This is a genomic window from Flavobacteriales bacterium (genome assembly GCA_016716605.1).
Classification (GTDB): Bacteria; Bacteroidota; Bacteroidia; order Flavobacteriales_F; family PHOS-HE28; genus PHOS-HE28.
In genome coordinates this window covers 1929734-1956242 of the sequence record JADJWA010000001.1, presented here as the reverse complement: position 1 = coordinate 1956242, position 26509 = coordinate 1929734, and the positions used below count along the sequence as shown (strand labels likewise).

The 26509-nt window shown below is 62.2% G+C and carries 22 protein-coding genes; 9 read left to right on the top strand and 13 right to left on the bottom strand.

Annotated features, from left to right (window positions below; translation table 11 throughout):
- Positions 1-107: 107 nt before the first annotated feature.
- Entirely contained in the window at positions 108-299 is a 192-nt protein-coding gene (locus IPM12_07820) for a cold-shock protein (protein MBK9147709.1), read from the bottom strand.
- Positions 300-697: 398 nt separating this feature from the next.
- On the opposite strand from IPM12_07820, the gene IPM12_07815 reads away from it, so the two are divergent.
- Together IPM12_07815 and IPM12_07810 are read left to right on the top strand one after the other, a co-directional pair.
- On the top strand, positions 698-874 hold the full coding sequence (locus tag IPM12_07815; protein ID MBK9147708.1) for a general stress protein CsbD: 177 nt from the start codon (positions 698-700) through the stop codon (positions 872-874).
- On the top strand, positions 871-1962 hold the full coding sequence (locus IPM12_07810; protein ID MBK9147707.1) for an acyl-CoA desaturase: 1092 nt from the start codon (positions 871-873) through the stop codon (positions 1960-1962). The genes IPM12_07815 and IPM12_07810 overlap by 4 nt, the downstream gene beginning before the upstream one ends.
- Positions 1963-2031: 69 nt before the next feature.
- Here the strand turns inward: IPM12_07810 and IPM12_07805 are convergent, their stop codons facing one another.
- From IPM12_07805 to IPM12_07790, 4 genes are all read right to left on the bottom strand, one after another.
- Positions 2032-4449 carry an ABC transporter permease gene (locus tag IPM12_07805; protein MBK9147706.1) on the bottom strand — a complete coding sequence of 806 codons (2418 nt, stop codon included), beginning with the start codon at positions 4447-4449 and terminating at the stop codon, positions 2032-2034.
- Positions 4450-5254: 805 nt separating this feature from the next.
- On the bottom strand, positions 5255-6430 hold the full coding sequence (locus IPM12_07800; protein MBK9147705.1) for a PD40 domain-containing protein: 1176 nt from the start codon (positions 6428-6430) through the stop codon (positions 5255-5257).
- Between the two features lie 54 nt (positions 6431-6484).
- Positions 6485-6850 (bottom strand): T9SS type A sorting domain-containing protein, encoded by a 366-nt coding sequence (locus tag IPM12_07795; protein MBK9147704.1) that lies wholly within the window; start codon positions 6848-6850, stop codon positions 6485-6487.
- Between the two features lie 116 nt (positions 6851-6966).
- On the bottom strand, positions 6967-8874 hold the full coding sequence (locus IPM12_07790) for a tail fiber domain-containing protein (GenBank protein ID MBK9147703.1): 1908 nt from the start codon (positions 8872-8874) through the stop codon (positions 6967-6969).
- Positions 8875-8987: 113 nt separating this feature from the next.
- Here IPM12_07790 and IPM12_07785 point away from each other — a divergent pair, with 113 nt between their 5' ends.
- Together IPM12_07785 and IPM12_07780 are read left to right on the top strand one after the other, a co-directional pair.
- Entirely contained in the window at positions 8988-10850 is a 1863-nt protein-coding gene (locus IPM12_07785; protein ID MBK9147702.1) for an ATP-binding protein, read from the top strand.
- Between the two features lie 38 nt (positions 10851-10888).
- Positions 10889-11527 carry a response regulator transcription factor gene (locus IPM12_07780; GenBank protein ID MBK9147701.1) on the top strand — a complete coding sequence of 213 codons (639 nt, stop codon included), beginning with the start codon at positions 10889-10891 and terminating at the stop codon, positions 11525-11527.
- Positions 11528-11600: 73 nt separating this feature from the next.
- Here IPM12_07780 and IPM12_07775 read toward each other — a convergent pair whose 3' ends face one another.
- Positions 11601-11750: a hypothetical protein gene (locus IPM12_07775; GenBank protein MBK9147700.1), complete on the bottom strand. Its 150-nt coding sequence runs from the start codon at positions 11748-11750 to the stop codon at positions 11601-11603.
- Between the two features lie 238 nt (positions 11751-11988).
- Between IPM12_07775 and IPM12_07770 the strand changes: the two genes are divergently transcribed.
- The 3 genes from IPM12_07770 (at position 11989) to IPM12_07760 (ending at position 17992) form a co-directional block, all read left to right on the top strand.
- Complete coding sequence (locus IPM12_07770) at positions 11989-12306, top strand: hypothetical protein (protein MBK9147699.1); 318 nt, start codon at positions 11989-11991, stop codon at positions 12304-12306.
- Positions 12307-12401: 95 nt separating this feature from the next.
- On the top strand, positions 12402-16793 hold the full coding sequence (locus tag IPM12_07765; protein ID MBK9147698.1) for a CusA/CzcA family heavy metal efflux RND transporter: 4392 nt from the start codon (positions 12402-12404) through the stop codon (positions 16791-16793).
- A 59-nt stretch (positions 16794-16852) separates the two neighbouring features.
- Complete coding sequence (locus tag IPM12_07760) at positions 16853-17992, top strand: efflux RND transporter periplasmic adaptor subunit (protein MBK9147697.1); 1140 nt, start codon at positions 16853-16855, stop codon at positions 17990-17992.
- A 149-nt stretch (positions 17993-18141) separates the two neighbouring features.
- Here the strand turns inward: IPM12_07760 and IPM12_07755 are convergent, their stop codons facing one another.
- The 6 genes from IPM12_07755 to IPM12_07730 form a co-directional block, all read right to left on the bottom strand.
- Complete coding sequence (locus IPM12_07755) at positions 18142-18837, bottom strand: ABC transporter ATP-binding protein (protein ID MBK9147696.1); 696 nt, start codon at positions 18835-18837, stop codon at positions 18142-18144.
- Positions 18838-18874: 37 nt separating this feature from the next.
- Positions 18875-20119, bottom strand: coding sequence for an efflux RND transporter periplasmic adaptor subunit (locus IPM12_07750; protein MBK9147695.1), 1245 nt, complete (start codon positions 20117-20119; stop codon positions 18875-18877).
- 88 nt (positions 20120-20207) lie between these two features.
- Positions 20208-20633: an isoprenylcysteine carboxylmethyltransferase family protein gene (locus IPM12_07745; GenBank protein MBK9147694.1), complete on the bottom strand. Its 426-nt coding sequence runs from the start codon at positions 20631-20633 to the stop codon at positions 20208-20210.
- A 5-nt stretch (positions 20634-20638) separates the two neighbouring features.
- Positions 20639-21889, bottom strand: coding sequence for a pyruvate dehydrogenase complex dihydrolipoamide acetyltransferase (locus IPM12_07740; protein ID MBK9147693.1), 1251 nt, complete (start codon positions 21887-21889; stop codon positions 20639-20641).
- Between the two features lie 33 nt (positions 21890-21922).
- Positions 21923-22957: a pyruvate dehydrogenase (acetyl-transferring) E1 component subunit alpha gene (gene pdhA, locus IPM12_07735; protein MBK9147692.1), complete on the bottom strand. Its 1035-nt coding sequence runs from the start codon at positions 22955-22957 to the stop codon at positions 21923-21925.
- Positions 22958-23035: 78 nt separating this feature from the next.
- Positions 23036-23518 (bottom strand): cytidine deaminase, encoded by a 483-nt coding sequence (locus IPM12_07730; protein ID MBK9147691.1) that lies wholly within the window; start codon positions 23516-23518, stop codon positions 23036-23038.
- 85 nt (positions 23519-23603) lie between these two features.
- Here IPM12_07730 and IPM12_07725 point away from each other — a divergent pair, with 85 nt between their 5' ends.
- Complete coding sequence (locus tag IPM12_07725) at positions 23604-24365, top strand: polyphosphate polymerase domain-containing protein (GenBank protein MBK9147690.1); 762 nt, start codon at positions 23604-23606, stop codon at positions 24363-24365.
- 17 nt (positions 24366-24382) lie between these two features.
- Positions 24383-25033: a DUF4956 domain-containing protein gene (locus tag IPM12_07720; GenBank protein ID MBK9147689.1), complete on the top strand. Its 651-nt coding sequence runs from the start codon at positions 24383-24385 to the stop codon at positions 25031-25033.
- An 8-nt stretch (positions 25034-25041) separates the two neighbouring features.
- On the opposite strand, the gene IPM12_07715 is transcribed toward IPM12_07720, so the two are convergent.
- Positions 25042-26373 (bottom strand): DUF2851 family protein, encoded by a 1332-nt coding sequence (locus tag IPM12_07715; protein MBK9147688.1) that lies wholly within the window; start codon positions 26371-26373, stop codon positions 25042-25044.
- Positions 26374-26509: the final 136 nt, after the last annotated feature.

Sequence of the window (26509 nt, the reverse complement as noted above, 5' to 3'; positions counted from 1 at the left end):
CTGCTCAAGCGCATTCACCGCAGAGGATCCGACAGGATGCGCTGAGACACGCACCAACGAAAGAGCCCCGGCGAATGCCGGGGCTCCCATCTTGCTCGTTGATGGCTTTAGGCCTTCTCCACGCTCACTGCATTCGCGCCTTTCGGGCTCTGCTCCACTTCATAGGTGACCTTGTCTCCTTCGTAGAGTTGCGCACGGGTGCCGGTCTTGTGGACGAACACGTCCTTGCCGCCCTCATCGGGGGTGATGAAACCAAAGCCTTTCTCCGTGTTGAAGAACTTCACTGTACCACTTGACATTGTACTGACTGTAATGCGTCCCGGTCGAAGCAGGACTTGTTGCAACCCGGCAAAAGCACCGGAGTGTTGGGGGCAAGGTAGGCCCTGAGCGCTCAGCAACCGGCCATTCGAAGGAATAAGTGCCGCATTCCCCCCAAAACATCACAATTCAGCCGGCCCGCGGCGGCATGGCCTACATTGTTCCCATGCCCGGCGACGCAACCGGGCATCCGAGGATCCCTGGATGATCCATTCCCGGTGAAGGTGCCGGGCAGCTGTGGCTGGTTGGCCCGGCACTGATCATCCAATGCTAGCCGGTTCGTGCTACCCGAAACGGCGAAGAGGCCATGCGCCCTCAAGCACCTCAACAAACCCATCCAATGGACGACCTCAATCTGCCGCAAGGGAAAAGATCGCTCTTGATCCCTCCAAATCGCTGGGGCCATAAGAAGATCAAGCTGAAGAATCGGTTCAAGCAACTGACAGACGCGGATCTGGATTTCAGCCCGGGCGAAGAGCACGAGCTCAGCTTGCGCCTGCAACAGCGCCTGGGCATGCAGGCCGACGAACTCCACTCCCTGATCGATTCCCTATGAGCCGCATCGCCGGAGCCCCCCGCTATGCAGGCTCGCCGGCGAACCGGGCCTTTGCCGCGAACGTGCGGTCCCGCGTGCATGCCTACTTCTCGGAAACCGGTACGCCCCTGAAGGCCGACGGCCGCCTGGTCATCAAGGTGGCGGCCATGCTCACGCTCTTCCTGGCACCGCTCATTGTCGTGCTCGTTGTCCCCCTCCCGGCATGGGCCGCTCTGCTCATGGCGCTGGTCATGGGCATCGGAATGGCGGGCATCGGAATGGGCGTGATGCACGATGGGCTGCACGGCGCCAGTTCCAGCAAGCCTTGGGTGAACGAACTCCTGGGCGGCACCATGTACCTGCTGGGAAGCGATGCCTTCACCTGGAAGCTCCAGCATAATGGGGCGCACCATACGCATACGAACGTGGACGAGATCGATCAGGACATCGACCCTCCGGATCTGCTGCGCTTCAGTGAGCACGCACCGCGCTGGCGCATCCACCGCTTCCAGCATATCTACTCCTTCTTCTTCTACGGGCTGCTCACCCTGGTGAAACTGGTCAACGATTTCTTCTCGCTGGCAAGGGCATCACGCGATCCAGGCAATCGCGGCCACAACTTCACCTTGCACTTCGCGGGAATGGTGACCGTGAAGCTCATTCACCTCTTCCTCTTCGTGGGGTTGCCTTGGTTGCTTACTCCGTTCGCGCTCTGGCAGGTGCTCATGGGCTTCCTGGCCATGCACTTCACCTGCGGCCTGATCCTGGGCACCGTGTTCCAGCTGGCACATGTGGTCGAAGGCGCCCAGCAGCCGCTGCCCGATGCACAGGGCGTTATCAACAACGACTGGGCCGTGCATGAGCTGCTCACAACCGCCGATTTCGCGCCGCGCAGCAAGCTCCTTGCGTGGTACACCGGCGGGCTCAACTTCCAGATCGAGCACCACCTCTTCCCCTACATCTCGCATCTGCACTATCCCGCCATCGCGCCTATCGTCGCGCAAGTGGCGGCCGAGCATGGCCTCGCGTACAACGTGAAGCCCACGCTCGCATGCGCCATCCGGTCGCACGTGCGGCGATTGCAGCAATTGGGCGGAAGCGCATCCTGAACGAGCTCAACCCTCAGCGCCAGAGACCCCGAAGCGTCCTGAACGACCGCGCGCGCTGCTCGGGTCTCCTCATTCATGCCGGAGCGCCCTAACCGGATCCGCCACCGCGGCACGATACGCCTGCACGGTGACCGTGAGCACCGTGACGGACAAGGTGATCAACACCGCTAACGCGTAGAGCAAGGGAGAGATCTCCGTGTGGTACGCGAAGGTCTCCAGCCAGCGCCCAATGGCATAGTAGGCCAACGGGAAGGCCACGATCAATGCGAACGCGAGGAGCACCACGAACTCGCGGTTCATGCGCTTCACGATGTCAGCGAGCGGAGCGCCCATCACGCGGCGGATTCCGATCTCGCGCGTGCGCTGCTTGGCGGTGAAGTACGCCAGCCCATAGAGGCCCATGACGGTGAGCAGGATGGTGAGCACGGCGAACGCGGTGAACACCCGGAATAGCTTGTCCTCTGCCTGGTAGAGCTGCGCGATGCTGTCGGTGAGGAAGCTGGCCTCCCAGTTGTCGTTCGGGCGCAATTGCTTCCAGCGCGCTTGCAGCGCGGCGAGCTGTGCGGCAGGATCGCCCGGGGCCAGCCGCAGGACCAGGTTGGCCACGCCGTAGCGGCGGTCGCTCTGGAACAGGCACATCGGCTCGATGGGCGTGTGCAAACTGGCGTAATGGAAGTCCTTCACCACACCGATCACGGAGAGCTCGTGCTCACCGGTATCACCGGGCACATAGATCTTCTCTGCCAGCGGGTCCTTCCACCCGAAGCTGCGCACAGCGCTTTCATTCACCACCACAGCGCGGTCGTTGTCGCTGGCGATCGCAGGATCGAACAGGCGGCCCGCCACCAACTGCAAGCCCAGCACGTCGGGGAAGTCGGGGTCCACGTTCATGGTGGGCATGGGCTTGTCGATCTTGCCCTCGGAGGTCTTCACTCGCAGCACCCAGCGACCGCCGCTATTGCCGGGCATGCTTTGCGTGAAGGCCGCGCCGGTCACGAAGCTCTCGCGCATGAGTTCCTGCTTCACCGGGCGCAGGGCATCCCATGCCAGCGTATCCGGCCCCGGCGGCTGGGGCATGGTGATGGTGAGCAGGTTCTCCTTGCGGAAGCCCATGTCAGTGCTGCGCAACCAGTGCAGCTGCGCGAAGACCGCGAGCGTGCCCACGACCATGAAGAGCGCGATGGCGAATTGCGCACCCATCAGCACCTTGCGCACGCGCTGCTTCCCGGATCCGCTCGCGATGCCCTCCTTCAGCAGCAGCTGCGGCGCGAAGCGCGAGAGGAAGAATGCCGGATAGCTGCCCGCCACGACCCCGATGAGCAGGACGATGAGCAGCACGACCACGAAGAAGCTGCCGCGCAGCAGGTAGCCCATGCCGATCTCCTTCCCAGTGATGGAGTTGAACGCGGGCAGGCAGAGCCACAGCAAGCCCAAGGCGACCACGATGCCGATGACCGCGATCAGTACGCTGGCGCCGATGAACTGTGCGACGAGCTGTCCGCGTTGCGCGCCGCTCACCTTGCGCAAGGCCACCTCCTTGGCGCGCCGCGTGGCATCGGCGGTGCTCATGTTGATGTAGTTGATGCAGGCAATGGCCAGGATGAGCACCGCGACGATCGCGAAGAGCGTGACGTAGGCCTTGTTGCCCTTCTTCGGCGTGTCGTAGATCAGTTCATCGTTGAAGTGCACCTCGCGCAGCGGCTCTAGGTTGAAGCGGATATCGCCCTTGAAGCCCCAGCCCTCCCAGCGCGGGATGATGTGCTTCGCCACGAACGCATCGATCTTGCCTTGGAAATCGCTCGCGCTGGTGCCCGGCGCCAGCACCAGGTAGTTGAAGCAGCTGTTGTTTCCCCAGCTCTGGGATAGCTGCTCCTTCGCCTGCGGCGGGAGGCCCATGCGGCTCATGAATACGCCCATGGGGATATGCGTGCTCTCCGCTTTCCCATCGATCACGCCCGCCACCTTCAGCGTGCGGCCATTGCGCGTGACCAGCTTGCCGATGGGATCCTCCGAACCGAACATGCGCGTGGCCATATCCTGCATGATCACGATGTGGTCCGGCTCATCGAGCGCATCGGGCCCGCCATGCGTGAAGGTGAAGTCGAAGGTGCGGAAGGTGCTGGTGTCGGCGTTGTAGCCGTTGTCGGCGCTGAAGCGCTGGCCTTCGTATTCGAGCGTGGTCTGGCCAAGCTGGAAAAGCGAAACGCCTGTTTCTATCTCAGGGTATTCCTGCAGCAGCACGTCCATGATCGGAAAGGGCGTGATACCGAAGTCATCCTTCGTATCGCCGAAGTGGTAATGGGCCTGGATGCGGAAGATGCGATCCGCTTTCCGGTGGTGCGCATCGAAGCTCAATTCATCCTGCACATAGATGTAGATGAGCATGCAGGCCACCACGCCGATGGCCAGTCCAACGACGTTGAGCGCCGCGAAGAGCTTGTCGCGCTTGAGGGTCCGCCAGGCGATGAGGAGGTAGTTCTTCCACATGCGCCGAAAGTGCGCCTTCGCCGGTCGCGGGGAAAGCGGGTGGTGGGCGGGTGTTGGGTGAGTGATGGATGGTTACGGCCCATTATACGGCGCTCTTGCTTGGCAACATCCCAGCGGACACGCTGTTGGAGCACATCATCGGTGCCCTCCCAACATCCGGAAATGATCGCGTCGGTTATCCCCTCAACAGTTAGGCTCACTTCATGGTATGGCAGCACCCCGCGCGGTCCCAGAAAGGAGCGCATGTCGCCCGGTTGTGCACGGAGCAAGACAGATCATGCGAAGCAGATCAAGAGAATGGTATCTCGTATAGCGGAAGTAGTAACAAATGGGTGAGTATCATTCACAATATTGCCTGTATCCCCCGTACAAACCGCGTTAGACCATTGTTCGCAGCTGCATGTGCAGCGCACCATGGCAAAAGGAATGATGGGCCTTGCACTTGGAGTTCTCCTGGTCAGATGCACTCCGGACGATGCTGCATCGCAGGTGGCGCCTTGTGCGGATGTGCCAGTTGCATTCAGGCAACATGTAAAGCAGGTTCTCGCCGACGCCGACGCCCGCTACTTCATTGACTATCCGACACCCGCACCGCTCACCTGCGAGCTGTTGGGATGTTGCAGTAGAGCAGGCCGGGCACCATCAACCTTTTCGGTTGGCGGCCCAAGGTGCGCAAGGACCGCGCCTACTTGAAGTACAAGCGGGCTATTACTTGTCCGGGCTTTGTGGAGCAGCAGCGGAAGTACTGCGAGGGGAACTAGGCGATAGACCTTCTGTAGATAACAACTGATCTAACGGCTGGCAGTCACTCGCGCGAGACCCGACCGAGCATTCGACCTCGTTGGTCGCTGATCAGGTATAGGCCTCGGGGCAACGAACTCAGATCCACTAGGACATCGTCCCGACCGATCCGCTGCAAGGAGACCACCATGGGTCGCCCGCGGGCATCAGTGATCGTGAAGCCTGCACCTGCATCGGTCCCGTGCACACGAACTGACCCATCGGTCGGATTCGGGAACACGCTGAGCCGATCACCATGCATGGTGGTTTCATCCACGCCCACGTCCAACCCCAGAGGCAGTGAGCCGGTCATGTACAGGATCTCTCCGCCCGGTGCTGTGGGGATGGTATCCACCAGCATGCTCCCGTCCGCCGCGATCTCCATCAGGCCATAGCGCCCGTTCAAGGAGCCTGCGGCGATGAAGCTCTCGCCGTTCTCGGTCCAGATAGCATTGCCCGTGAATGTGGCATTGGCGGTCGGAGCATTCCATGTGAGCTGCGTCAGGCTGTCCCCGTTCTGCTTGATCTTGTAGAAGTTCACCACGTTCAAGGCATAGTCCGCCGGCGAATACAGCGAACTGCTGCGACCGAAAATGATCCACTCTCCATCGGGGGACCAGGTGGGCCAGATGTCGTATTGGACCGTGTTCGGGATCGCCGTGCGTGCCGTGCCATCGCGTTGAACAGTGAACAAGGAGCTGAACACGTTGTGCCCTACGATCAGTTCATCGCTTTGCCGGATGCGGGGGAAGTCGTCGTTGCAGTCGGTGGTGATCGTACCCAGCACGGTGGCGTTGTCGAAACTGTTGTTGAGGATGTTGCAGGCGTAGGCCACTGCCGAGGTGCTGTCGCTGAGGAAGAGGTCGTAGCCTTGCGTGAAGTCGGTGCTGTTGAACAGCGTGAAATCATTGCCTGTGGCCAAGGTGCGCCGGTTCCATTGGCCGCCTGAAAGCAGGTTGTTGGCCGATCCGTTGATCAGGGTACTGCTCAGGTAGAGCAGGTAGCGTCCGTCCATGACCAATTGCGGCACGGTGGCGCTGTCGATCAGCATCGTATCCAGGCCTGCGCCATCGCTCAGGCGCAAGCTGGCGTGGTTGGCCTCAAGGCGGGAATAGATGATGCGGTCGGCATAGGACTGCGCGCTTAGTTGGACTGTGGCCGAAAGAGTGAAAGCCGCGATGATCACGTAGCGTGCGTTCATGTTCAATGGGTCTGAGGTGGGATGCCGATGTTGTTGTTGGAAGAAGCGGATCGCTCATTCCTGTTTCACGATCTTGATGGTCGTGGGTGGTTCAAGGTCGCGAACGATGCGCAGGAAGTAGTTGCCGGAGGATAGGGCGGACAGGTCGATCAGGAAGCGGTCATCCATGCGTTGGGCCACCATCGGGACCGACCGACCGGAAGCATCGAACAGGGCGAACTGCGCAACACCTACATGGAGTTCCGGCAGCAGGATGGTCAACCGATCACGCGTCGGGTTGGGGAACACGTCGATATCGGGAGGGTGTTCCTCTGGAAGACTGGTAGTGATGTCCGGATGGGTCTGCTGAAATCCCTGCGTGGCCATGAACGACGGGCTGACCGCTGTGCTCACCACCAGGTCTCCCAGCGATGCTTCCATGGATATGGTACCAGCGTTGGATAGCGCCCCCCAAGAAGACAGCAGGCTGCGCTCCAAGGTCACTTGCGCGGTTGCGCCGTGCAGCACTGCCCACCCAAGCAGCAGAACAAGGGCTCTCATCGCTTCTCCGAATTCATGGTCCCGATCAACTGCTGCAACCGTTCGACCTCCGCTCGCAGATCGATGATCATGTCCTGTTGCTCCTGCACGGCCTTCACCAAGGGCACCACGAATTGCTCGTAGCTCACGGTGTACAGTTGGTTCTCGTTCGGTGGTGGGGTCACGCCGCTGAATTCGTATCCGACCTCCTGCGCCGCGTGCTCCACCTGCTGCGCAAGGAAACCGCTGAACTTGATCCGCTCGATGTCGTACTTCTCCGGAAAGTCGCGTGTGGGCTTGTTCCCGGTGAGCTCGGCCTGCCGGTCGATATCCCGGTGGTAGGTGACGGGTCGAATGCGCAGGATGAAATCCAGGCCGTGCACGTCGTCGCGCACATCGGTCTTCACGCGTTCATCCGAGTAGGTGGACCACGTGACGTTCCCTCCGTTCCAAATGGTGCTCAGGTTGCCAATGAACGCCTGGTTGCCGAAGGCGTTCAGGTAACCCCAATTGCCGATGTTTATAGTGTTATTGAAACTGGCCGTGGTCCCTGATCCATATCCCACCGAGACATTGTCCCATCCACTCGTATTGGCACTCAAGGCATAGTTGCCGAGCGCTGTGTTATAGTTGCCGGAGTAGTTCTCGGCCATCGCTTCCACTCCGATCGCTACATTGTCATGCCCACTAAGGTTATCGACCAAGGCCGCATCGCCGACTCCCACGTTGTAGCTGCCATTGTTGTTCAACAGGGCCGATGCACCACACGCCGTATTGCTCGTTCCAATGATGTTGAAGTACAAGGAAGCATCACCGACGGACGTATTGTTGGAACCGGTGGAGTTGCCTGTCATTGCGAGCGCACCAACGGCTGTGTTGAATTGTCCGGTAAGATTGTTCTTAAGCGTATAGGCGCCGGCCGCGGTGTTGCGGAATGCGGTATTGTAACGCAAAGCCTGCACGCCCACTGCGGTGTTCTCGTAGCCATCCAGGTTGTTCTCCAGCGATAACCAACCAACGGCCGTGTTTTCCACCCCGGTCGTGTTGCCGAAGAGCGCGTCCTTGCCAACGGCGGTATTTTCCGACCCGGTCGAATTTGCTGTCAATGCCCCCGAACCCAGTGCCGTGTTGTTGCTGCTGGTGTTCGCGTACAGCGCACCGGTACCGACCGCAGTGTTGTGATCGCCGGCCGAGTTGAACGATAGTGCAGCTTGTCCGATGGCGGTATTGCTCGACCCCGTGGAATTGTAGCGTCCCGCGTAGCCGCCCACAGCTGTGTTGTATGATCCGGTGGAATTGGAGGTCAACGCATTCACACCGAATGCGCTGTTCACCTCACCGGATGTATTGGCGAGGAACGCGTTGGCACCCAGGCTGGTATTGCCGGTCCCAACGAGCCCGATCCTACCTGCTTCCACACCGGCTACTTTGAAGACCAAGGGCTGCGCGTCGCTCGTGCCGACGAAATCCGTGCTGGGATCGGTTCCGGAATTGCCGGTCAATCCCCAACCGCTCGGTCCACCGCCGCTGCTCTCCGCGTATTTGGCGTACGGCACGCTCACCATTTGTTGTGCGCCCAGGTCCACATACCCGCCACCAGGGTTCACTTCCACCTGCAGCCAATGGCTGTTCCCGCCCCAGTCGATCCCGGCGAAACTGCCGCTCACCACCGTGCCGCCACCCACCTGCGCGTTGAACACACCGTATGCATTGGTGGTCACACCATGCGTTTCGCGGTAGACGTTCGTGCCGTTGGCGCTGCCGGTCCGTATGGTGAACCGCACGGTGAGCGCCGTGTTCATCAGCACGATTCCGCCACCGTCGCGCGCAGCGGCCTGATAGTTCATCAGTGCCGGGGCTTGGGCGCTGGCATTGGCTGATGAGATCGTGATCAAGAGCAGGAGGAGAAGGGGACGGACCATCATGACGGAGACTATTGGCGTGTACAAAGGGAACCTGGAGGGATATCATTCTCCCTAACATCTTGATGCGAGGTGGATCCTGTGGTGGACAAGCCCACCTGTGCGACCTTTGGAGGATGATCCGCGCGGTCCGCATGTTGTTCCTGCTCGGCTCCTTGCTCTTCGGGCTAGAGGCCTTCGCGCAGCGGACCAACACGGATAGTCTGCTCCGTGTGGTCGATGCGTGGGAGCATCAGCACGCCCCTGGCGATACCACTGGCCTGGTGCAGATGAACAGGCTTGCCGTGATCTTCAGCATGCGGCTTCAGATCGATCAACAAGTAGACGTGCTGCGACGCGCAGTGGACGTCGCCGAGGCTGATCTCGCAAAGCTCCCACCGGGCAAAGCGCGGGATCGTGTGAGCAAGCACTTGATCGATAGTTACGGACTGCTCGGCGATGCGCTGACCTACCAAGGCGATCTTGAAGCCGCGATGCACAACAGCGAGCGCATGTACAGTGCGGCGCTGGAGATCGGGGACAGCGTTCAGGCGGCCGGTGCATGCCAGCACCTTTCGTTGCAATGCGCCATGATCGAGGACAACCAGCGTGCGCTGGAATGGTCGCGCCGTTGCCTGGCCTTGACCCCGAAGAGCAGTACCGTGCCGCTGGCCCAGGCTTACAGCGAACTGGCCCAACAGCTCTACCGGGCCGATGCCCCTGACAGCGCGTTGTTGCTGTGGCGTAAGGCGATCGCCCTTCACGTAGAGGACCGTGCTCCGATCACCGCGTTCGACGCGCACGACGGTTGTTTCCGCATCCACCTGGAAGCGGGGGACCTGGATTCCGCTGCGTTCCACCTGCGGCTGGCGCGCGAGGCGTTCGGTGCGGAACCGTCCGGCATCAATACCAGCCGCATGCAATTGATGGAGGCGCGGTATCTCATGGCGCTCGAACGGCCGGAGGACGCGTTACCCTACCTGCAACGAGCGGACAGCTTTGCGGTCGCCCACGGACTGCATGCGGGTCGGTATGCCATCGCACAGCTAATGTCCACCGTGTATCACAAGCTGGGCGATCTGCGCGCAAGCCGCATGGCCGCCGATACGGCGCTGGCCGAGGTCAAGCTTCACTTGGGCATCGACGAGGCCCGTCGCACGGCTGCATTCCAGGAGCGCATCACCGTGAAGGCAGAACAGCAAGCCTCCGCCGCTGCGCTTGCTGCACAGCGTCGGGTATTGGTCATCGCATCGATCGCCTGCGTGGTCCTGCTGATCGCCGGTGTGCTCTTGTTCGTCGCGGTGCGACGAGGCAAGCGTTACGCAGCTGAACTGGGGCGGACCAATCAACAATTGGTGGCCACCCAGGAACAACTGGTCCGTACGGAGCGTGAACGTGAGGCGGCGGCCGTGCGCACGAGGATCGCGCGCGACATCCACGATGAGCTTGGCGGGAACCTTACGAAACTGGCGTTGATGGGCGATCTGCTTCGTGGCAGCCCGGAGAATGCGCTGCCCAACGAGGTGTCCCTTGAGGCGTTGAGCATGGAGGCGCGGTCGCTTAAGGAAGGCCTGAACGATGTGGTGTGGGCCGTGGATCCAGGGGCCGATTCCGCGCAAGGACTGCTGGACCATGTTCGCGATCAGCTCACTCGGATGTTCGCGGGAACCACGACCCAACTTCATCTGGATCTGCGGACCAGCGGACCCGATGCCCTGCTCTCTCCGGATACGCGTCGTGCCATCTACCTCGTGGTCCGGGAGGCGGCGCACAATGCACTAAAGCATGCCAAGGCACAGTACGTTCAGATCGCGTTGGAGCTGGGCTTGGAACGCTTCCACGTGGAGGTCCGGGATGACGGTTCGGGTTTCGACCCGGACGCGATGGAAGGCCGAGGCCTGCCGAACATGCGCGAGCGCATCGCTTCACTTTCCGGAATGTTGGAGGTGAATGCGGCTCCAGGACAGGGTACACGTGTCTGTGCCTCAGGGAAGCTCTGACCCTGTGGCTTCGTCGAAGTACCTTGGTGTCCGCGATCATGGGCAACCCCGTACGGACGATCATTGTTGAGGACGACAACACGTTGCGCGCGATCATCTCCGCGTCGCTCAGCGCCGATCCACGCATCGAGGTGGTCGCCTCCTACCGCAATGGCGATGCCTTCCTGCAGGCGCTTCCTGCGTTGGAAGCTGATGTGGTGATCATGGACATCAACATGCCAGGGACCAGTGGCGTTGATTGCGTCGGTCAGGCCAAGCCCATGAAACCCGGAATGCAATTTCTGATGAGCACGGTGTTCGAGAATCCCACCTACATCTTCCAGGCCCTTTGCGCAGGTGCCACGGGCTATCTGGTCAAGAGCGTTCCGGGGGTTGAGCTTGCGAATGCCGTATGCGACATCAACAGCGGCGGTTCACCCATGACCCCGGCGATCGCCCGCATGGTGGTGGCCTCCATGCACGCGGCAGTTGCACCCTCTATCCGCCAGGAACAGCTCACGGATCGTGAACAGGAGGTGCTGGACGGATTGGCGGCAGGACTGATGTACAAGGAGATCGCAGCGAAGCACGGGATGGGCCTCAACACGGTACGCACCCATGTGCGCGGCATCTACGAGAAGCTGCAGGTGCATTCACGGCAGGACGCGGTGCGCAAGGCTTTTCCGGGTCGGGGGTGATCCGTTGAGCCGCAGGATCGATACGTGCCCAGCTGGCCTGGCAGGATGAATTGCATACCGGGTCAACGAGCCCTCACGTCTCAGCCACAGCTGCACGAACACGCCCCGGCCACTTGCTCACCATCGCGATCCAGGCGACCAAACAGATCCCGAAGATCACCATGCGCGAAGTGCCGCTCATGCCGTCCTGGATCAGTGCGTTGGTGCTGAGCAAGCTGCCCAAGAGGTGGAAGCACGCCACAGAGATCACCGAGCCCGCTTCTCCTCCCCCATCCGGTTGAAGATGCGTGACGGCAAGCGCACTGCGCGCTCAGTGCTTGACACGCACCCATAGCGGATATGACCTTCATCACACAAGCAGCGCTGGTGCCAGCTACTTTTGCGCGGTGAAGCCCCGCATCTGGTTCCTATTGCCCGTCCTTTGGGTGCAAGGGTTCTTGGTCAGCCCGGACCTGATGAGGATGCCCCTCCTCCTCGTGCACTACATTGAACATAAGGCCGCTTCCGAGGATCTCGACCTCGCCTCGTTCATCGCGCTGCACTACACGGACGAAGAGCACCATGCACAGGATCACAGCGGCCACGAGAATCTCCCCTTTCACCGCCATCACGGGGCTGGAATGGATCATGCATCGTCCAACGTGTTCGCCAACGAACCCCTGCGCCAAGTGAGTTTCCCCGCGCTTTCCGCTCTTTCGCCCATAGCGCTGCCCTACGACCAGGATGTGCTCGCTGGACACCATCCGGAGCTCCTGCGCCCGCCCCGAGCCCAGGCCTGATCCCAGGCCGGTCACAGCACTGCATTCTGCTCCGGTCGAACCGCTGGGCCATCACGCGTGGTTCGTGGTGCATTCAACCGTAAAGGAACTCATCCATGCTGGACCGCATCATCGCATTCTCCATCAAGCAGAAGCTCATCGTGGGGCTTCTCGTGCTCGGCCTCATCGGCTACGGTGCCTACAACGTCACCCAACTGCCCATCGACGCCGTGCCCGACATCACCAACAACCAGGTGCAGGTGATCACTGTTAGCCCTGCGCTGGGGGCCGGCGACATCGAACGCCTGATCACCTTCCCCATTGAGCAGGCCACGCGCAACGTACCGGGGATCATCGAGCAGCGCAGCTTCAGCCGCTTCGGGCTCTCGCTCGTCACCATCGTGTTCGATGACGCCACCGATGTGTACTGGGCTCGCCAACAGGTCACCGAGCGTCTGGCGCAGATCACCATCCCGGAGAGCCTTGGCAAACCGGAACTGGGTCCTGTTTCCAGCGGCCTCGGCGAGATCTTCCAGTACGTGGTGAAGCCCAAGCCCGGTTATGAGGGCAAGTACGACGCTTCGGAGCTGCGCACCATCCAGGACTGGATCGTGCGGCGCCAGCTCATCGGCACCGAGGGCGTGGCCGACGTGAGCAGCTTCGGCGGAAAGCTGAAGCAGTACGAGATCGCCGTGGACCCGGAGCGCCTGGGTGCAATGGGCATCACCATCGCCGATGTGTTCACCGCCGTGGCCCGGAACAACGCCAACACCGGCGGGGCCTACATCGAGAAGGGCCCGGCCATGCTCTTCATCCGCACCGAGGGCCTTATCGCCGACATGGAGGCCATCCGCACCATCCAGGTGAAGGTGCTGCCGGACCACACGCCCGTGCTGTTGCATGATGTGGCAGAAGTGCGCCTCGGCACTGCGACCCGCTACGGTGCCATGACCTACAACGATGAAGGCGAAGCGGCCGGTGCGGTGGTGATGATGCTGAAGGGCGCGAACTCCAGCGAGGTGATCAAGCATGTGAAGGAGCGCATCGCACAGATAAAAAAGACACTGCCTGAAGGCGTCACCATCGAGCCTTTCCTGGACCGCACCAAGATGGTGAACAACGCCATCCACACGGTGGAGACGAACCTGCTGGAAGGCGCGCTGATCGTGGTGTTGATCCTCGTGTTCTTCCTCGCCAACCTGCGTGCCGGACTGGTGGTGGCCTCCGTGATCCCGCTGGCCATGCTCTTCGCGGTGATCATGATGAACCTGTTCGGCGTGAGCGGCAACTTGATGAGCCTTGGAGCATTGGACTTCGGCTTGATCGTGGACGGCGCGGTGATCATCGTCGAGGCCGTTCTGCATCGGCTCCATGGCCACGGTCATGGGCTGGGGACCGGCCGGCTGGACCAGGAGCGCATGGATGAAGTGGTGCGCGGATCCGCGAGCCGCATGATGAACTCCGCCATGTTCGGGCAGGTGATCATCCTCATCGTGTACCTGCCGATCCTGTCCTTGTCTGGCATCGAAGGCAAGATGTTCAAGCCCATGGCACAGACCGTGGCCTTCGCTGTGCTGGGCGCTGCGATCCTCTCGCTGACCTACGTACCCATGATGAGCGCGATGTTTCTCAGCAAGAAGCTCAACCCACCTGCGACATGGACCGACCGGATGATGGAACGCCTCGGCAACTCATACCGGACCTGGCTCAACAAGGCCATCCTGAAACCCATGCTCGTGGTGGTGGCTGCGGTGGTGTTGCTCGTGGTGGCCAGCGGCATCATGGCGGCCATGGGCGGCGAGTTCATCCCCGAACTGGAGGAGGGCGACTTCGCGATCGACACGCGCCTGCTCACCGGAAGCTCCCTGACCAACACCGTGGAGACCTGCCAGAAAGCGGCCGCCATGCTGAAGGACCAATACCCCGAAGTGGAGAAGGTGGTGGCCAAGATCGGCAGCGGCGAGATCCCCACCGACCCCATGCCCATCGAAGCGGCGGACATGATGGTGATCCTGAAACCCAAGAAGGACTGGACCAGCGCGAAGACCTTCGATGAACTGGCCGAGAAGATGGGCAGCACCCTGAGCGTGTTGCCCGGCGTCACCTTCGGATTCCAATACCCCGTGCAGATGCGCTTCAACGAACTGATGACCGGTGCCCGCCAGGACGTGGTGTGCAAGATCTACGGCGAAGACCTCGACACCTTGGCCGCTTACGCCCACGAACTGGGCGAACTAGTGAGCAGCGTGGAGGGTGCTAAGGACCTCTACGTGGAGACGGTGGGCGGCCTTCCGCAGATCGTGGTGACCCATCACCGCGCCGCGTTGGCACGCTACGGGCTGGACGTGGAAGCGGTGAACGATGTGGTCCGCACGGCCTTCGCGGGAAGCGTTGCGGGGCAGGTGTTCGAGGGTGAACGGCGCTTCGACCTGGTGGTGCGCGCACGGTCCCAGAGCCGGTCCGACCTCAGCGATGTGCAGCGCCTGCTGGTGCCCACGCCCATGGGCAAGCCCGTACCGCTCTCGATACTCGCCGATGTGCGCATCGAAGATGGTCCTAATCAGGTGCAGCGCGAGGATGCGAAGCGCCGGATCACCGTGGGCTTCAACGTCCGCGGTCGTGATGTGCAGAGCATCGTGGAGGAACTGCAGGGCAAGGTGGATGCGCAACTGGACCTGCCTGTTGGGTACTACACCACGTATGGCGGGGCCTTCGAGAACCTCGTGGAGGCCAAGAAGCGCCTGGTGGTGGTGGTGCCATTGGCCCTGTTGCTGATCCTGCTCCTGCTCTACTTCGCGTTCGGTTCCCTGAAGCTGAGCCTGCTCGTCTTCAGCGCCGTGCCGCTCTCCGCGATCGGTGGCGTGTTCGCCTTGGCGGGAAGAGGCATGCCCTTCAGCATATCGGCGGGTGTGGGCTTCATCGCCTTGTTCGGTGTGGCGGTGCTCAACGGCATCGTGCTGATCAGTGAGTTCGAGCACCTGATGAAAGAAGGCATACTGGACATCAAGGAGCTGATCCGGACAGGAACAGCCAACCGCCTTCGCCCGGTGCTGATGACCGCCAGCGTGGCCTCGCTCGGCTTCCTGCCCATGGCCCTGAGCAACGGGGCTGGCGCGGAAGTACAGCGCCCCCTGGCCACGGTGGTCATCGGCGGCCTCATCACCGCGACCTTGCTCACCCTCTTCGTGCTGCCCTCGCTCTACATGCTGGCCTTCCGGAAGCCGAAGAACGGACGATCGAAGGGCCCGAAGCCTGCAGTGGCCATGATCCTGCTCGTCCTGCTTGGTGCTCCGCTGGCCGCACAGACGCAATCGACCGTGCTGCCCATCACCCTGGAACAGGCGGTGGACAGCGCCATGCGGAACAACCTCTACCTGAAGGGTGCGGCACTGCGCAGCGAGGCGGAGGAAGCGCTCATCGGCAGTGGATGGGACCTGCCCCAGACCAATGTCGACTTCGAGTACGGACAGGTCAACACCAACGCGAACGACGACCGCATCAGCCTCTCGCAGAGCCTGTCCTTTCCCACGGTCTATGCGCAACGGCGGAAGATGCTGAAGCACAACGCGGCCGGTGTCCGTTGGGAACAGGCCTTGCGCCAGCGTGAAGTGCGCGTGCAAGTGCACCAGACCTATCACGACGTGCTGATCCTGGGTGAACAAGTACGACTGCTTGAAGAAGCTGACAGCATCTACACCTTGGCCGTTGCAGGTGAAGAGCAGCGCTTCGATCTGGGATCAAGCAACGTGCTTCAACGTGCCACCGCCCGGACACAAGCCATGCTGATGCGTGCACGTGTTCAACAGGTGAGCGCCGATCTGGAACAGGCCCGCACACGCCTCGCGCAGCTGCTGAACCTGTCGAGTTCGCCGGAGGCCACCAAGTTCGTCCTCGAGCCTCAGCCGGTTCCGCTCAAACAGACCGTGACGGTGATACCTGGCGAAACGGCCGTTCAATCGCACCCAGTGGTCCGGGCTGCCAACGAACAGGTCGCTGCCGCTGATGCCCGTTGGCATATGGAACGCTCAACGATGTTGCCGAACCTCACGCTCGGGGTTTCGTCCATGACGCTGTACCAGTCGCCGTCCGTGCCTGATGGCTCGGTGATCTATGGGCGTGATGACCGTTTCACCATGGTGCGTGCAGGCATCGGTGTGCCGCTGTTTTTCGGCGCGCAGTCCGCACGCAACAAGGCCGCGCGCATCGACACGGAGCGCGCCACCAATGAGACCGCGGCGCTGACGCAGGAGATCCGCACGCAACTGCAACAGGCACAGCAACGCTACAGCGCCCAACTGGCCCGCGTGGAAGCCTTCGAACAAGGGGCCACGCAGGAAGCCGTACAGCTGCGCCGGTCAGCGGAGGAAGCCTACCTCAACGGCCAGATCGACCGGCTCGAATGGAGTTTGCTCACCGGCCAGTCCATCACCCTTTCCATGGAATACCTCGAGGCGCTCCGGGCCCTCGGCCGCGCCAGCATCGAGCTCAACGCCTTCAACGAACAATGATCCAACCACGCATCATGCGTCAGCACAATTCAATTCAGCACGTTCGACCCAGTGGGTCGATGCTACAAGTGCTTCTTGGCAGCACCTGCGCTACACTACTAACGCTTGCCTCCTGTACAACGGCGGAACCACCTGCGGATGCTGCCGCACCCGCATCGTCCGAAGCCACGGTCAGCCTCAGCGCCGACCAATTGAAGAACGCCGGCATCGTCACCGGCAAGGCGGAACGACGTTCACTCGGTGTGCTCATGCCCGTGCAGGGCGTGGTGGACGTGCCACCGCAGAACCTCGTGAGCATAAGCGCACCGCTCGGTGGCTACCTGCGCTCCACGGACCTGCTGCCCGGCATGGAGGTCCAAAAGGGGCAGACACTCGCGATCATGGAGGACCCGCGCTTCATCCAGCTTCAACAAGACTACCTGGTGACCGAGGGCAAGGTGAAGATGCTCACGCAGGACTTCGAAAGGCAGAAGGCCCTTAACGCCTCCAAGACCACCAGCGACAAGGTGTTCCAGGAAGCCACCGCAGAGCTCAACACACAGAAGGTCACCTTGCGCTCGCTCGGTGAACAGCTTCGGCTCATCGGTGTGGACCCGACGGCGCTCACCGCGGAGAGCATCTCGCGCAGCGTGGCATTACGATCACCGATCCACGGCTGGGTGGCGAAGGTGAACGTGAACATCGGGCGCTACGTGCAGCCCACGGACATCCTATTCGAACTGGTGGACCCCAAGGACATCCACCTGGCGTTGACCGTCTTTGAGAAGGATCTGCCGAACGTGCGCGTGGGCCAGGAGGTGCACGCGCGGCCCACGGCGCATCCCGATGATGAGTACGAGGCCGAGGTGATCCTCGTGGGCCGCAGCCTCGACGCGGACCGCAGCACCATCGTGCACTGCCACTTCACCAAGACCCACAAGGACCTGGTACCCGGCATGGCCATGAGCGCCACGCTCGAGATCGAGACCGATACCGTGTGGTGCGTGCCCGAAGAGGCCGTGGTGCGCAGCGGCGAAGGTCAGGCCGTGTTCACCGCCAACGCGGACGGCAGCTACACCATGGTGCCTGTTGCCACCGGGGCGAACGAGTACGGCTACTTCGAGCTCGTGGATCCCGGCGCTGAACTCCGGCAACGGTCATTGGTGGTCAAGGGTGCGTACAGCCTGCTCTCGACGCTGAAGAACAGCGGGGAGGAATGAAGTTGACCAATCGAGCCTCGACCCATTGGTCCGCCACACTCGACCGTGAAGCGGAATGCATGGCGTCGGACGCATTATCGGCCAGTCCAAGGGTGCATCACCCCTGCTGACCGCCGCGCATAACGGAATGGTGCGTGCGCCGAAGCGGATCAAAGCAGCGTCTGCACTGGCACATTCCCCTCCACCACCTTCCCGTCCAGCAATTTGATCGTGCGCTGCGCATAACCCGCATCACGCATGCTGTGGGTAACGATGATGATCGTGGTGCCTGCCTTGTTCAACTCGGTGAGCAGGCCCATCACCTCCTCGCCCATGGCGCTGTCGAGGTTGCCCGTGGGCTCATCCGCGAGGATGAGCTTGGGGCTGTTCACCACGGCGCGCGCGATGGCCACACGTTGTTGCTGGCCGCCGCTGAGCTGCTGCGGGAAGTGCTTGGCGCGATGCGCGATGCTCATGCGGTCCATGGCTTCCTGAACGCGCTGCTTGCGCTCGCCCTTGGGCATGCTCGTGTAGATCAACGGCAGCTCGATGTTCTCGGCGACCGTCAATTCATCGATCAGGTTGAAGCTCTGGAACACGAAGCCGATGGTGCTCTTTCGGACCTCGGCGCGCCTGCGCTCATTGTAGCCGCTCACGTCCTCACCGTTGACGAAGTACTGCCCGCTGCTGGGCGAATCAAGCAGGCCGATGATATTGAGCAGCGTGGACTTGCCGCAGCCGCTGGGGCCCATGATGGCCACGAATTCGCCTTGGGCGATGGAGATGCTCACCTCGTTCAGCGCGGTGGTCTCGATGGCATCGGTGCGGTAGATCTTCGAGAGGTTCTGGGTTTTCAGGAGGCTCATGGTTCTGGGGTTTGTCGGGGCCGGTCAGATCCGGCCCTTACTGGATCAAGAGTTCATCGGCGTCATTGAAAGCGGCATACCGGCTGGTCACTACGCGGTCGCCGGGTGCGAGCCCTTCGAGCACTTCGTACATCTCGGGATTCTGGCGACCGAGCCTCACATCGCGCTTGGTGGCCTTGCCTTCGGCATCCACCGCGTACACCCATTGCCCACCGGTGTCCTGGAAGAAGGGACCGCGCGGCAGCATCACGGCTTGCATGTCCTCGCTCAGCTGCAGACGCACCTGGAAGGTCTGACCGCGTCGCACCTCGGGACTCACGCCAACGAAGCGCAGGTCCACATCGAATTCGCCGTTGCTCACTTCGGGATAGACCTTGAAGACCTCAATCGCGTGCTCAGTGCCCGCGTGGGTGAAGGTGCCGACCAGGCCGATGCTCACACGGCTCACGTAATGCTCGGGGATGCGCGCACGCACCTTGAACCGTTCCAGCACATCAATCTGCGCGAGGCGCTCGCCGCGCTGCTTGGTCTGTCCCAGTTCGACGTTGAGGCCGCTGAGCTGACCGTCGATCGGTGCCTTGATCACCAGGTTCTGCAGGTTGTCACGCAGGAAGGCGAGGTTCTGGTCGATGAGAGCGAGGTTGCTGGTGATGGAGCCCACCTGGCTGAGCCGGAAGAGCGAATCGCTCCGCACGTTGGCCGCCAATAGCTTGCGCTTCTCGCGCATGTACTGCAGGTTCTCCAGGTTGCTCAGGTAGGCGTTGCGCGCCAGCAGCGAGTCCTTCACGAGCCGGTCATCCACGCGCTGGTCGCGCTCCAAGCGCCTCAGGTCCTTGTCGAGATTGAGCAGCTCATCCCTCAGCCGCGTGGTCTGCTGATCCATGGCCAGCCGCGTGTTGCGCAGGTTGTTCTGCTGATCGAGCAGTTGCGCCTCGCGGTTGATGGCATCCATGTGCAACTGCGGATTGCTCAATTCGATGATGGGCTGCCCCGCCTTCACCATGCTGCCGTCCTCTACGAAGCGGTGCTTCACCGTGCCGCCCTCGAGCGCGTCGAGGAATACCGTCTGGATCGGCTGAACTGTGCCAGTGATGGGGATGAACTCCTTGAAGAGCCCCTTCTGCACTGTGCCAATGGTGACTTTCGTCGCTTCTATACGCACACGGCTGGTTGCGAAGGAGCTGCTCCAGAAAGCAAGGATGAGCAATACGACTCCGCCAACGCAGCCAATGGCAACGATGCGTTTCCGGCGTGCCGGACGGGGATCGATCGCGCGGTCCATGAACGAGTGGACAGCAAGGTTCTCGCGCGCAAGAGCCGCAGGAAAGAAGAATGTGCGGACCGGAAGGGCGCGTGACGAACGGTTGCCCCTACCACACGCCTGGCAGCAGACGCTTGACGCCGCGCATGCGCTCGGCATAGTCCGGGTGCCTTGCAGTGAGCAGAGCCTCTTCGTGCTGGATCTTCAGCAGGAGAACCATGATGCAGACCGCCAGCGCCATCCACCGCAATGCGCTCGGCGAACCGAAGGCCAAGGCCGAGCCGCATAGCAGCACCGCCGTGTACATCGGATGCCGCACGAAACGGTAGATGCCGCGCGCGCTCAACGCATTCGTAGCCCGCGGATCAGGCATCACCGTGAGGTTATGGCCGCCTAGCGAGAACGCTGCCCAAACCAGTACGATCAGACCCATGCCGAAGAGCGCCCACGCCCACCACGGCAACTGCCAAGTGCCGCCCAACACGAGCGCACCGATGCATGTGAACTGGCCGATGACAAGCAGCACCGACCGCATCAGCCTTAGATCGCTCCCACCCCCAGCAGCAACGCCGGCTCTTCCATGTAGCCCTTGAAGGTCTGCAGGAAGGCCGCGCCGGTTGCGCCATCCACCACGCGGTGGTCGCAACTCAGGGTCACCTTCATGGTGTGGCCGGGCACGATGGCGCCATTCTTCACCACGGGCTTCTCCATGATGCCGCCCACGGCCAGGATGCAGGCATCGGGGGGGTTGATGATGGCGGTGAACTCCTCGATGCCGAACATGCCGAGGTTGGAGATGGTGAAGGTGTTGCCTTCCCAGTCGGCGGGCTGCAGCTTCTTCTCCTTGGCCTTCTTCGCGTAGTCGCGCACCTCGGCGCCAATGGTGCGCAGCGGTTTGCTATCGGCGAAGCGCACAACGGGCACGAGCAGTCCTTCCTCCACCGCGACGGCAACGCCGATGTGCACGTGCTGATTGAAGCGGATGCGATCGCCGAGCCAGCTGCTGTTCACCTTGGGGTGCTGCTTCAATGCAACTGCGACGCCTTTGATCACAAGGTCGTTGAAGGAAATCTTGTCGGGCGCGATGCTCTTGTTGATCGCCTCGCGCACTTGAACGGCGCGCCCCATGTCGATCTCGATCGTGAGGTAGAAGTGCGGCGCGGTGAACTTGCTCTCGGCCAGACGGCGCGCGATGGTCTTGCGCATCTGGCTCACCTCCACTTCGGTGAAGGCCTCCACCTGCGGTGCACTGTACGCCCCGCCACTGCCGCGATGGTTCTCGATGTCGCTCTTGGTCACGCGTCCATCGGGGCCGCTGCCACGTACGCGGCTGATGTCGATGCCCTTCTCCTCGGCCAAGTGCTTCGCGAGCGGACTGGCTTTCACGCGGCCGTTGGATGATACAGGGACAGGGGCAGGGGCAGGGGCAGGAGCAGGGGCAAGTGGCCTCGCTGCCTCCTGCGCCTGCACCTGCGCCTTGGGTTCTTCCTTCACCTCCGCCTTTTTCGGCGCTTCGGAAGCCGCGCTTGCAAGCAGGGCCGTGATGTCCTCCCCTTCCTTCCCGAACACGGCAAGGATGCTATCAACCGCAGCGCTCTTGCCAGCGGGCACGCCGATGTGCAGCAGCACGCCATCCACCGGGCTCTCAAAGTCCATGGTGGCCTTGTCGGTCTCGATCTCGGCGAGCAGGTCGCCGGTCTTCAGTTTGTCGCCCACGTTCTTGTGCCACTTGCTGAGACCGCCTTCGGTCATGGTGTCGCTCAGCTTGGGCATGCGGATGATCTCGGCCATGATGCACGCGCCGTTCTCCGGCGCAGGTTTAGGTCAGTCTTTCTCGAAGGGGTAATCGGACTGCATGTACACATCGGTGTACAATTCGCTGGCATCGGGCACGGGACTTTCCTCCGCGAACTTCACGGCCTCCTCCACTTCCTTCTTCGCGGCTTCGTCGATGGCCTCCAGCTCGCCTTCGCTAGCCCACTTGTTCGCGAGCAGGGTGGCGCGCACGCTCTCGATGGGATCCTGCTGCTTGTAGGCCTCCACCTCTTCCTTGGTGCGGTACTTCTGCGGGTCGCTCATGCTGTGGCCCTTGTACCGGTAGGTCTGGATGTCGAGCAGGATGGGCCCGTTGCCGCCGCGCACGTGCGCGCAAGCGTTGCTGATGGCCTCATGCACATCCTCGCAGCGCATGCCGTTCACGGCCACGCCGGGCATGTCGTAGCTCTCGCCCAAGCGGCGCAGGTCGTGCACATTGCTGGTGCGCGCCACGCTGGTGCCCATGGCGTACTGGTTGTTCTCAACGATGAAGATCACCGGGAGCTTCCAGGTCATGGCCATGTTGAAGGTCTCGTGCAGGATGCCTTGACGCGCTGCACCGTCGCCGAACATGCACAGGGTGACGTGATCCTCGCCGCGGTACCAATCGGCGAAAGCGATGCCGGCGCCGAGTCCGATCTGCCCTCCCACGATGCCGTGCCCCCCGAAGAGGTTCCGGCTCTTATCGAAGAAGTGCATGCTGCCGCCCTTGCCCTTGCTGGTGCCGGTGGTCTTGCCATAGAGCTCGGCCATGACGCGCTTGGGCGAATCGCCAAGGGCGAGCGGATGGCAATGGTCGCGGTAGCCGGTGATGATGCGATCGGTCTTGCGGATGGCGGTGACCATGCCCGCGAGCACGGCCTCCTGCCCGATGTAGAGGTGGCAGAATCCGCCGAACTTCTGCATCGTGTAGAGGTGGCCGCACTTCTCCTCGAAACGGCGCATGAGCACCATGTCCTTGAACCAGCGCTGGTAGGTCTCCTTCGGAAAGGCGGTGGAATCGGCCTTGGCGCGGCTGGCCTTGGCGGCGGTCTTGGTGGTCATGGGAAGCGATGGATCGCGTGCAGTGCGTGGCGGGCAAATATACCTGCCCGCTTTCCGGCGGCACCGGGCGCGGACCGCTCACTTCGGCAGGAAGGAAGCATCGAAATGCAGGGGCAGCAGATCAGCGGCCCGTGCCACTTCGACCACCGCGCCCGACGACGACGCTAACAGCACGCGCATGGGCGAGCCCTGCCGTGTTTCCTGCTCCAGCAGCGCTTGACGGCAGATGCCGCACGGCGAAACGGGCGCATCACCGGCCACTTGCGGCACCGCCACGGCGATCGCCTCCACCGAGGCCGATGCATCCATGGCCAAGGCATGGTGCAGGGCGGTGCGCTCGGCGCAGATGCCTGCCGGGAAAGAAGCGTTCTCTTGGTTGTTGCCTTCGATCACGGCGCCATCGCTCAAACGCAGCGCGGCACCAACGAAGAAGCGCGAATACGGGGCATAGGCGCGCTGCGATGCCTTGACCGCACGCGCCACCAGCTCCTGATCGGCGGGTGGAAGCTCCGCGAGCGGCATCCGTCGGTACATGAAGGTGTGCTGGTGCTGCTCGGCCATGCGACGGTCGAAAGGAGGGCGAATGTACTTGAACGCCACGCGGGCCCGAGGGTCGAATGGCGCCACTCGGTTAGTTTTGGCGGCCTTGCGGGAACCCGTGGATAACAGCTTCATCCTTCAGCGCTTCGAGCCGATCACCCTCGCGGAGATGGATGGCGTGAAGCTGCAGGACCGCGTGGACACCAAGTACGTGATCGGCGCCGACTCCCTGCCCAAGCTGCTGGAACAGATGCTCCCGCACTACCGCCTGCTCGAGGTGGATGGCAAGCGCGGCACGGCATACCGCAGCCTCTACTTCGACACGCCCGACCTGAAGCATTACCGCGACCACCACAACAAGCGCACGTTCCGCAGCAAGGTGCGCTTCCGCGAATACATCGGCAGCGGCCTCGCCTTCCTGGAGGTGAAGCGCAAGACGGGTCGCGGCCGCACGGACAAGGCGCGCATGCGCGTGGAGAGCATCCCGGAGCAGCTTGCCGGTGAACAGCTCCGCTTCGCGCAGGAGGCCGCGCACGATGCAAGCCCCTTGGTGCCCACCCTCTGGAACCACTTCACGCGCTACACCTTCGTGGCGAAGGACAGGCCCGAGCGCCTCACCATGGATGTGGACCTCCGCTTCTCCATGCCCGATGGCAGCGGGGCGCTCGATGGCATCGTGGTGGCCGAGCTCAAGCAGGAACGCGCCGACCGCAGCTCACCCTTCGTGAAGCTGGTGCGCGCCATGGGCGAGCGGCCCAGCGGCATGAGCAAGTATTGCATCGGCATGCTCACCTTGCGCCGCCCTGTGAAGCACAACGCCTTCAAGGAAGTGCTCCTCCGCCTCAACCGCCTGCGCAACGCCGCGTGAACAACTAAACGAACCGCATGAAATTCCTCGGCTGGGAGATCTTCCACGACGACTTCTGGGAACTCCTCTTCAAGTTCGGCCTCGACCTGCTGGTGGTGTACGTCCTGATCCGGTTGATCTACTACCCGATCCACCGCAAGAAGGACTTCCTCTTCACCTACTTCCTCTTCAACGTCCTCATCTTCTTCCTCTGCGGCCTGCTCAACAGCGTGAAGCTGAGCACGGGCTTCGCCTTCGGCCTCTTCGCGATCTTCAGCATCCTGCGCTACCGCACCGAGCAGATCAGCATCAAGGACATGACCTACCTGCTCGCGGTGATCGCCGTGGCGGTGATGAACGCGCTATTCGGCAAGAAGGTGAGCCTGGTGGAGTTGCTGTTCACCAACGCGCTGATCCTGATCACCACGTACGTGCTGGAGCACCTCTGGCTCACGCGCCACGAGGCCATGCGCCAGATCACCTACGAGCGCATCGACCTGATCAAGCCGGAGAACCGCGACAAGTTGATGGACGACCTGCGCGAGCGCCTCGGCGTGCGCCCGTCACGCATCGAGGTGGGCCGCATCGACCTGCTGCGCGACACCGCCCAATTGCGCGTGTTCTACTACGACGATGAGCAGGAGCTCGGTAGCTTCAACGAGCTGCCGCGCGATGATGGCGACGATTAGGCGTCAACTCATTTCAAGGTTGACCGCAGCAACTGCTGCCCGATGCCGCAATGCAGGCAGCGGCGCTTGTCGCAGTACTCGTTCTTGAGCTCGATGAGCGCTTGTCCTCGGCCGGCGTCCTGTGCGCTGAGCCCTGCAGCCTCCCATCCCTTCAGCACCGCATTCGATTCGGCCGGGAGCCGCTCGAGCAAGCGCATGGCACGGTCCGCATGGTCGGTGCGGCCCAGCACGCGGCCCAGGGCGAAGAGCGCGGGGACGACGGCGTTGATGATCAGGTGATCGGCGCCGACACGGCCCAGGTGCTTGGGTTTCGGCGCGCTCGGCTTGTCGAAGACCCAGTGATCGGTCCAATAGCCATCGGCTTCCACATCGAGCAGGGCCCGGACCTCACCGGGATCGTCTGATGCGATCAACGGACTCAGGTCGCCATCGCAGCGCATGATCAAGCGCGCGAACTGCGCCATGCGGATGGTGGGCAGGTTGATCGGCCGCATGCGCGCGAACTTCCAGGCGGCGAGCGGGGCCGGATGGAGGGCGTGCATGCGGGCGAGCAGGGCATGCTCGCGTTGCAGCGCGCGTGGGTGCTCGTCCACGAAATCGACTTGCAGCAGGCCGGCCTGACCGAAGAGCAGGGCCTCGGTGCGCAGCGCATCATCGCGGTACTTGTGCAGCACGCGCAGCGGCAGCGCCCGGGCCAGCATGCCGAAGGGCTCGGCATTCACCTTCAGGCCGAAGCCGCGCGCGAGCAGCTGGTAGAGCGTCTCCGACGCATCGCCGTTCAACTCACGGAAGAGCGATTCCACATGCGCCGTCTTGCGCTCCAACCGCTCCACCAGCACGCGCTCGAGCCAGGCGCTGGTGCGCAAGGGATCAGCCCGGTGCAGTTGCGCAGCGCACGGCACGAAGCCCTTGCCGCGCATGAGTGCTTGGTACAGACCGATGCTCTCCGTGGAGACGCGCGGCAGCAGCTCAACCGTGGGCAAGGTGCGGCCGCTCAAGGTGCAAGCCTCGGCATCGTGCTCATACACCACATGCAGCACCACGTTCTCATAGGCCGGGTCGTGGTGGTGGCCGTGCGCCCTCCACTCGCTCGATCGCAGATGCACCTCCACCGTGCCCGCCCAGAGCTGTCCATCGATCCGCACTTTCGCGTCGGCCAGATCGGGCCCACTGTCGCGCTGGATGCGGCCCGCCTTCACCACTTCCACAGGGCGTCCATCCGTGGTGCATAATCCTCGGCGCTCATACAGCCCTTGCTCCCAGATGAATTGGAGCAGGTCCTCGCCGTAGGGGAAGGCGGGGTCGAGGAGGATGGAGGGGGCGGGCGACGCGGAAGGCACTGGGTGAAAGTATCCGGAATAGGGTGTTGCCCGACAGCAGATGCCTTGCGTTAATGACCCCAAGGATCGCACCGCATCCAGCCGCCAATGAAAAGGGGGCCGTGCGATGGCGCGGCCCCCTTCCGACTTCGGCCTG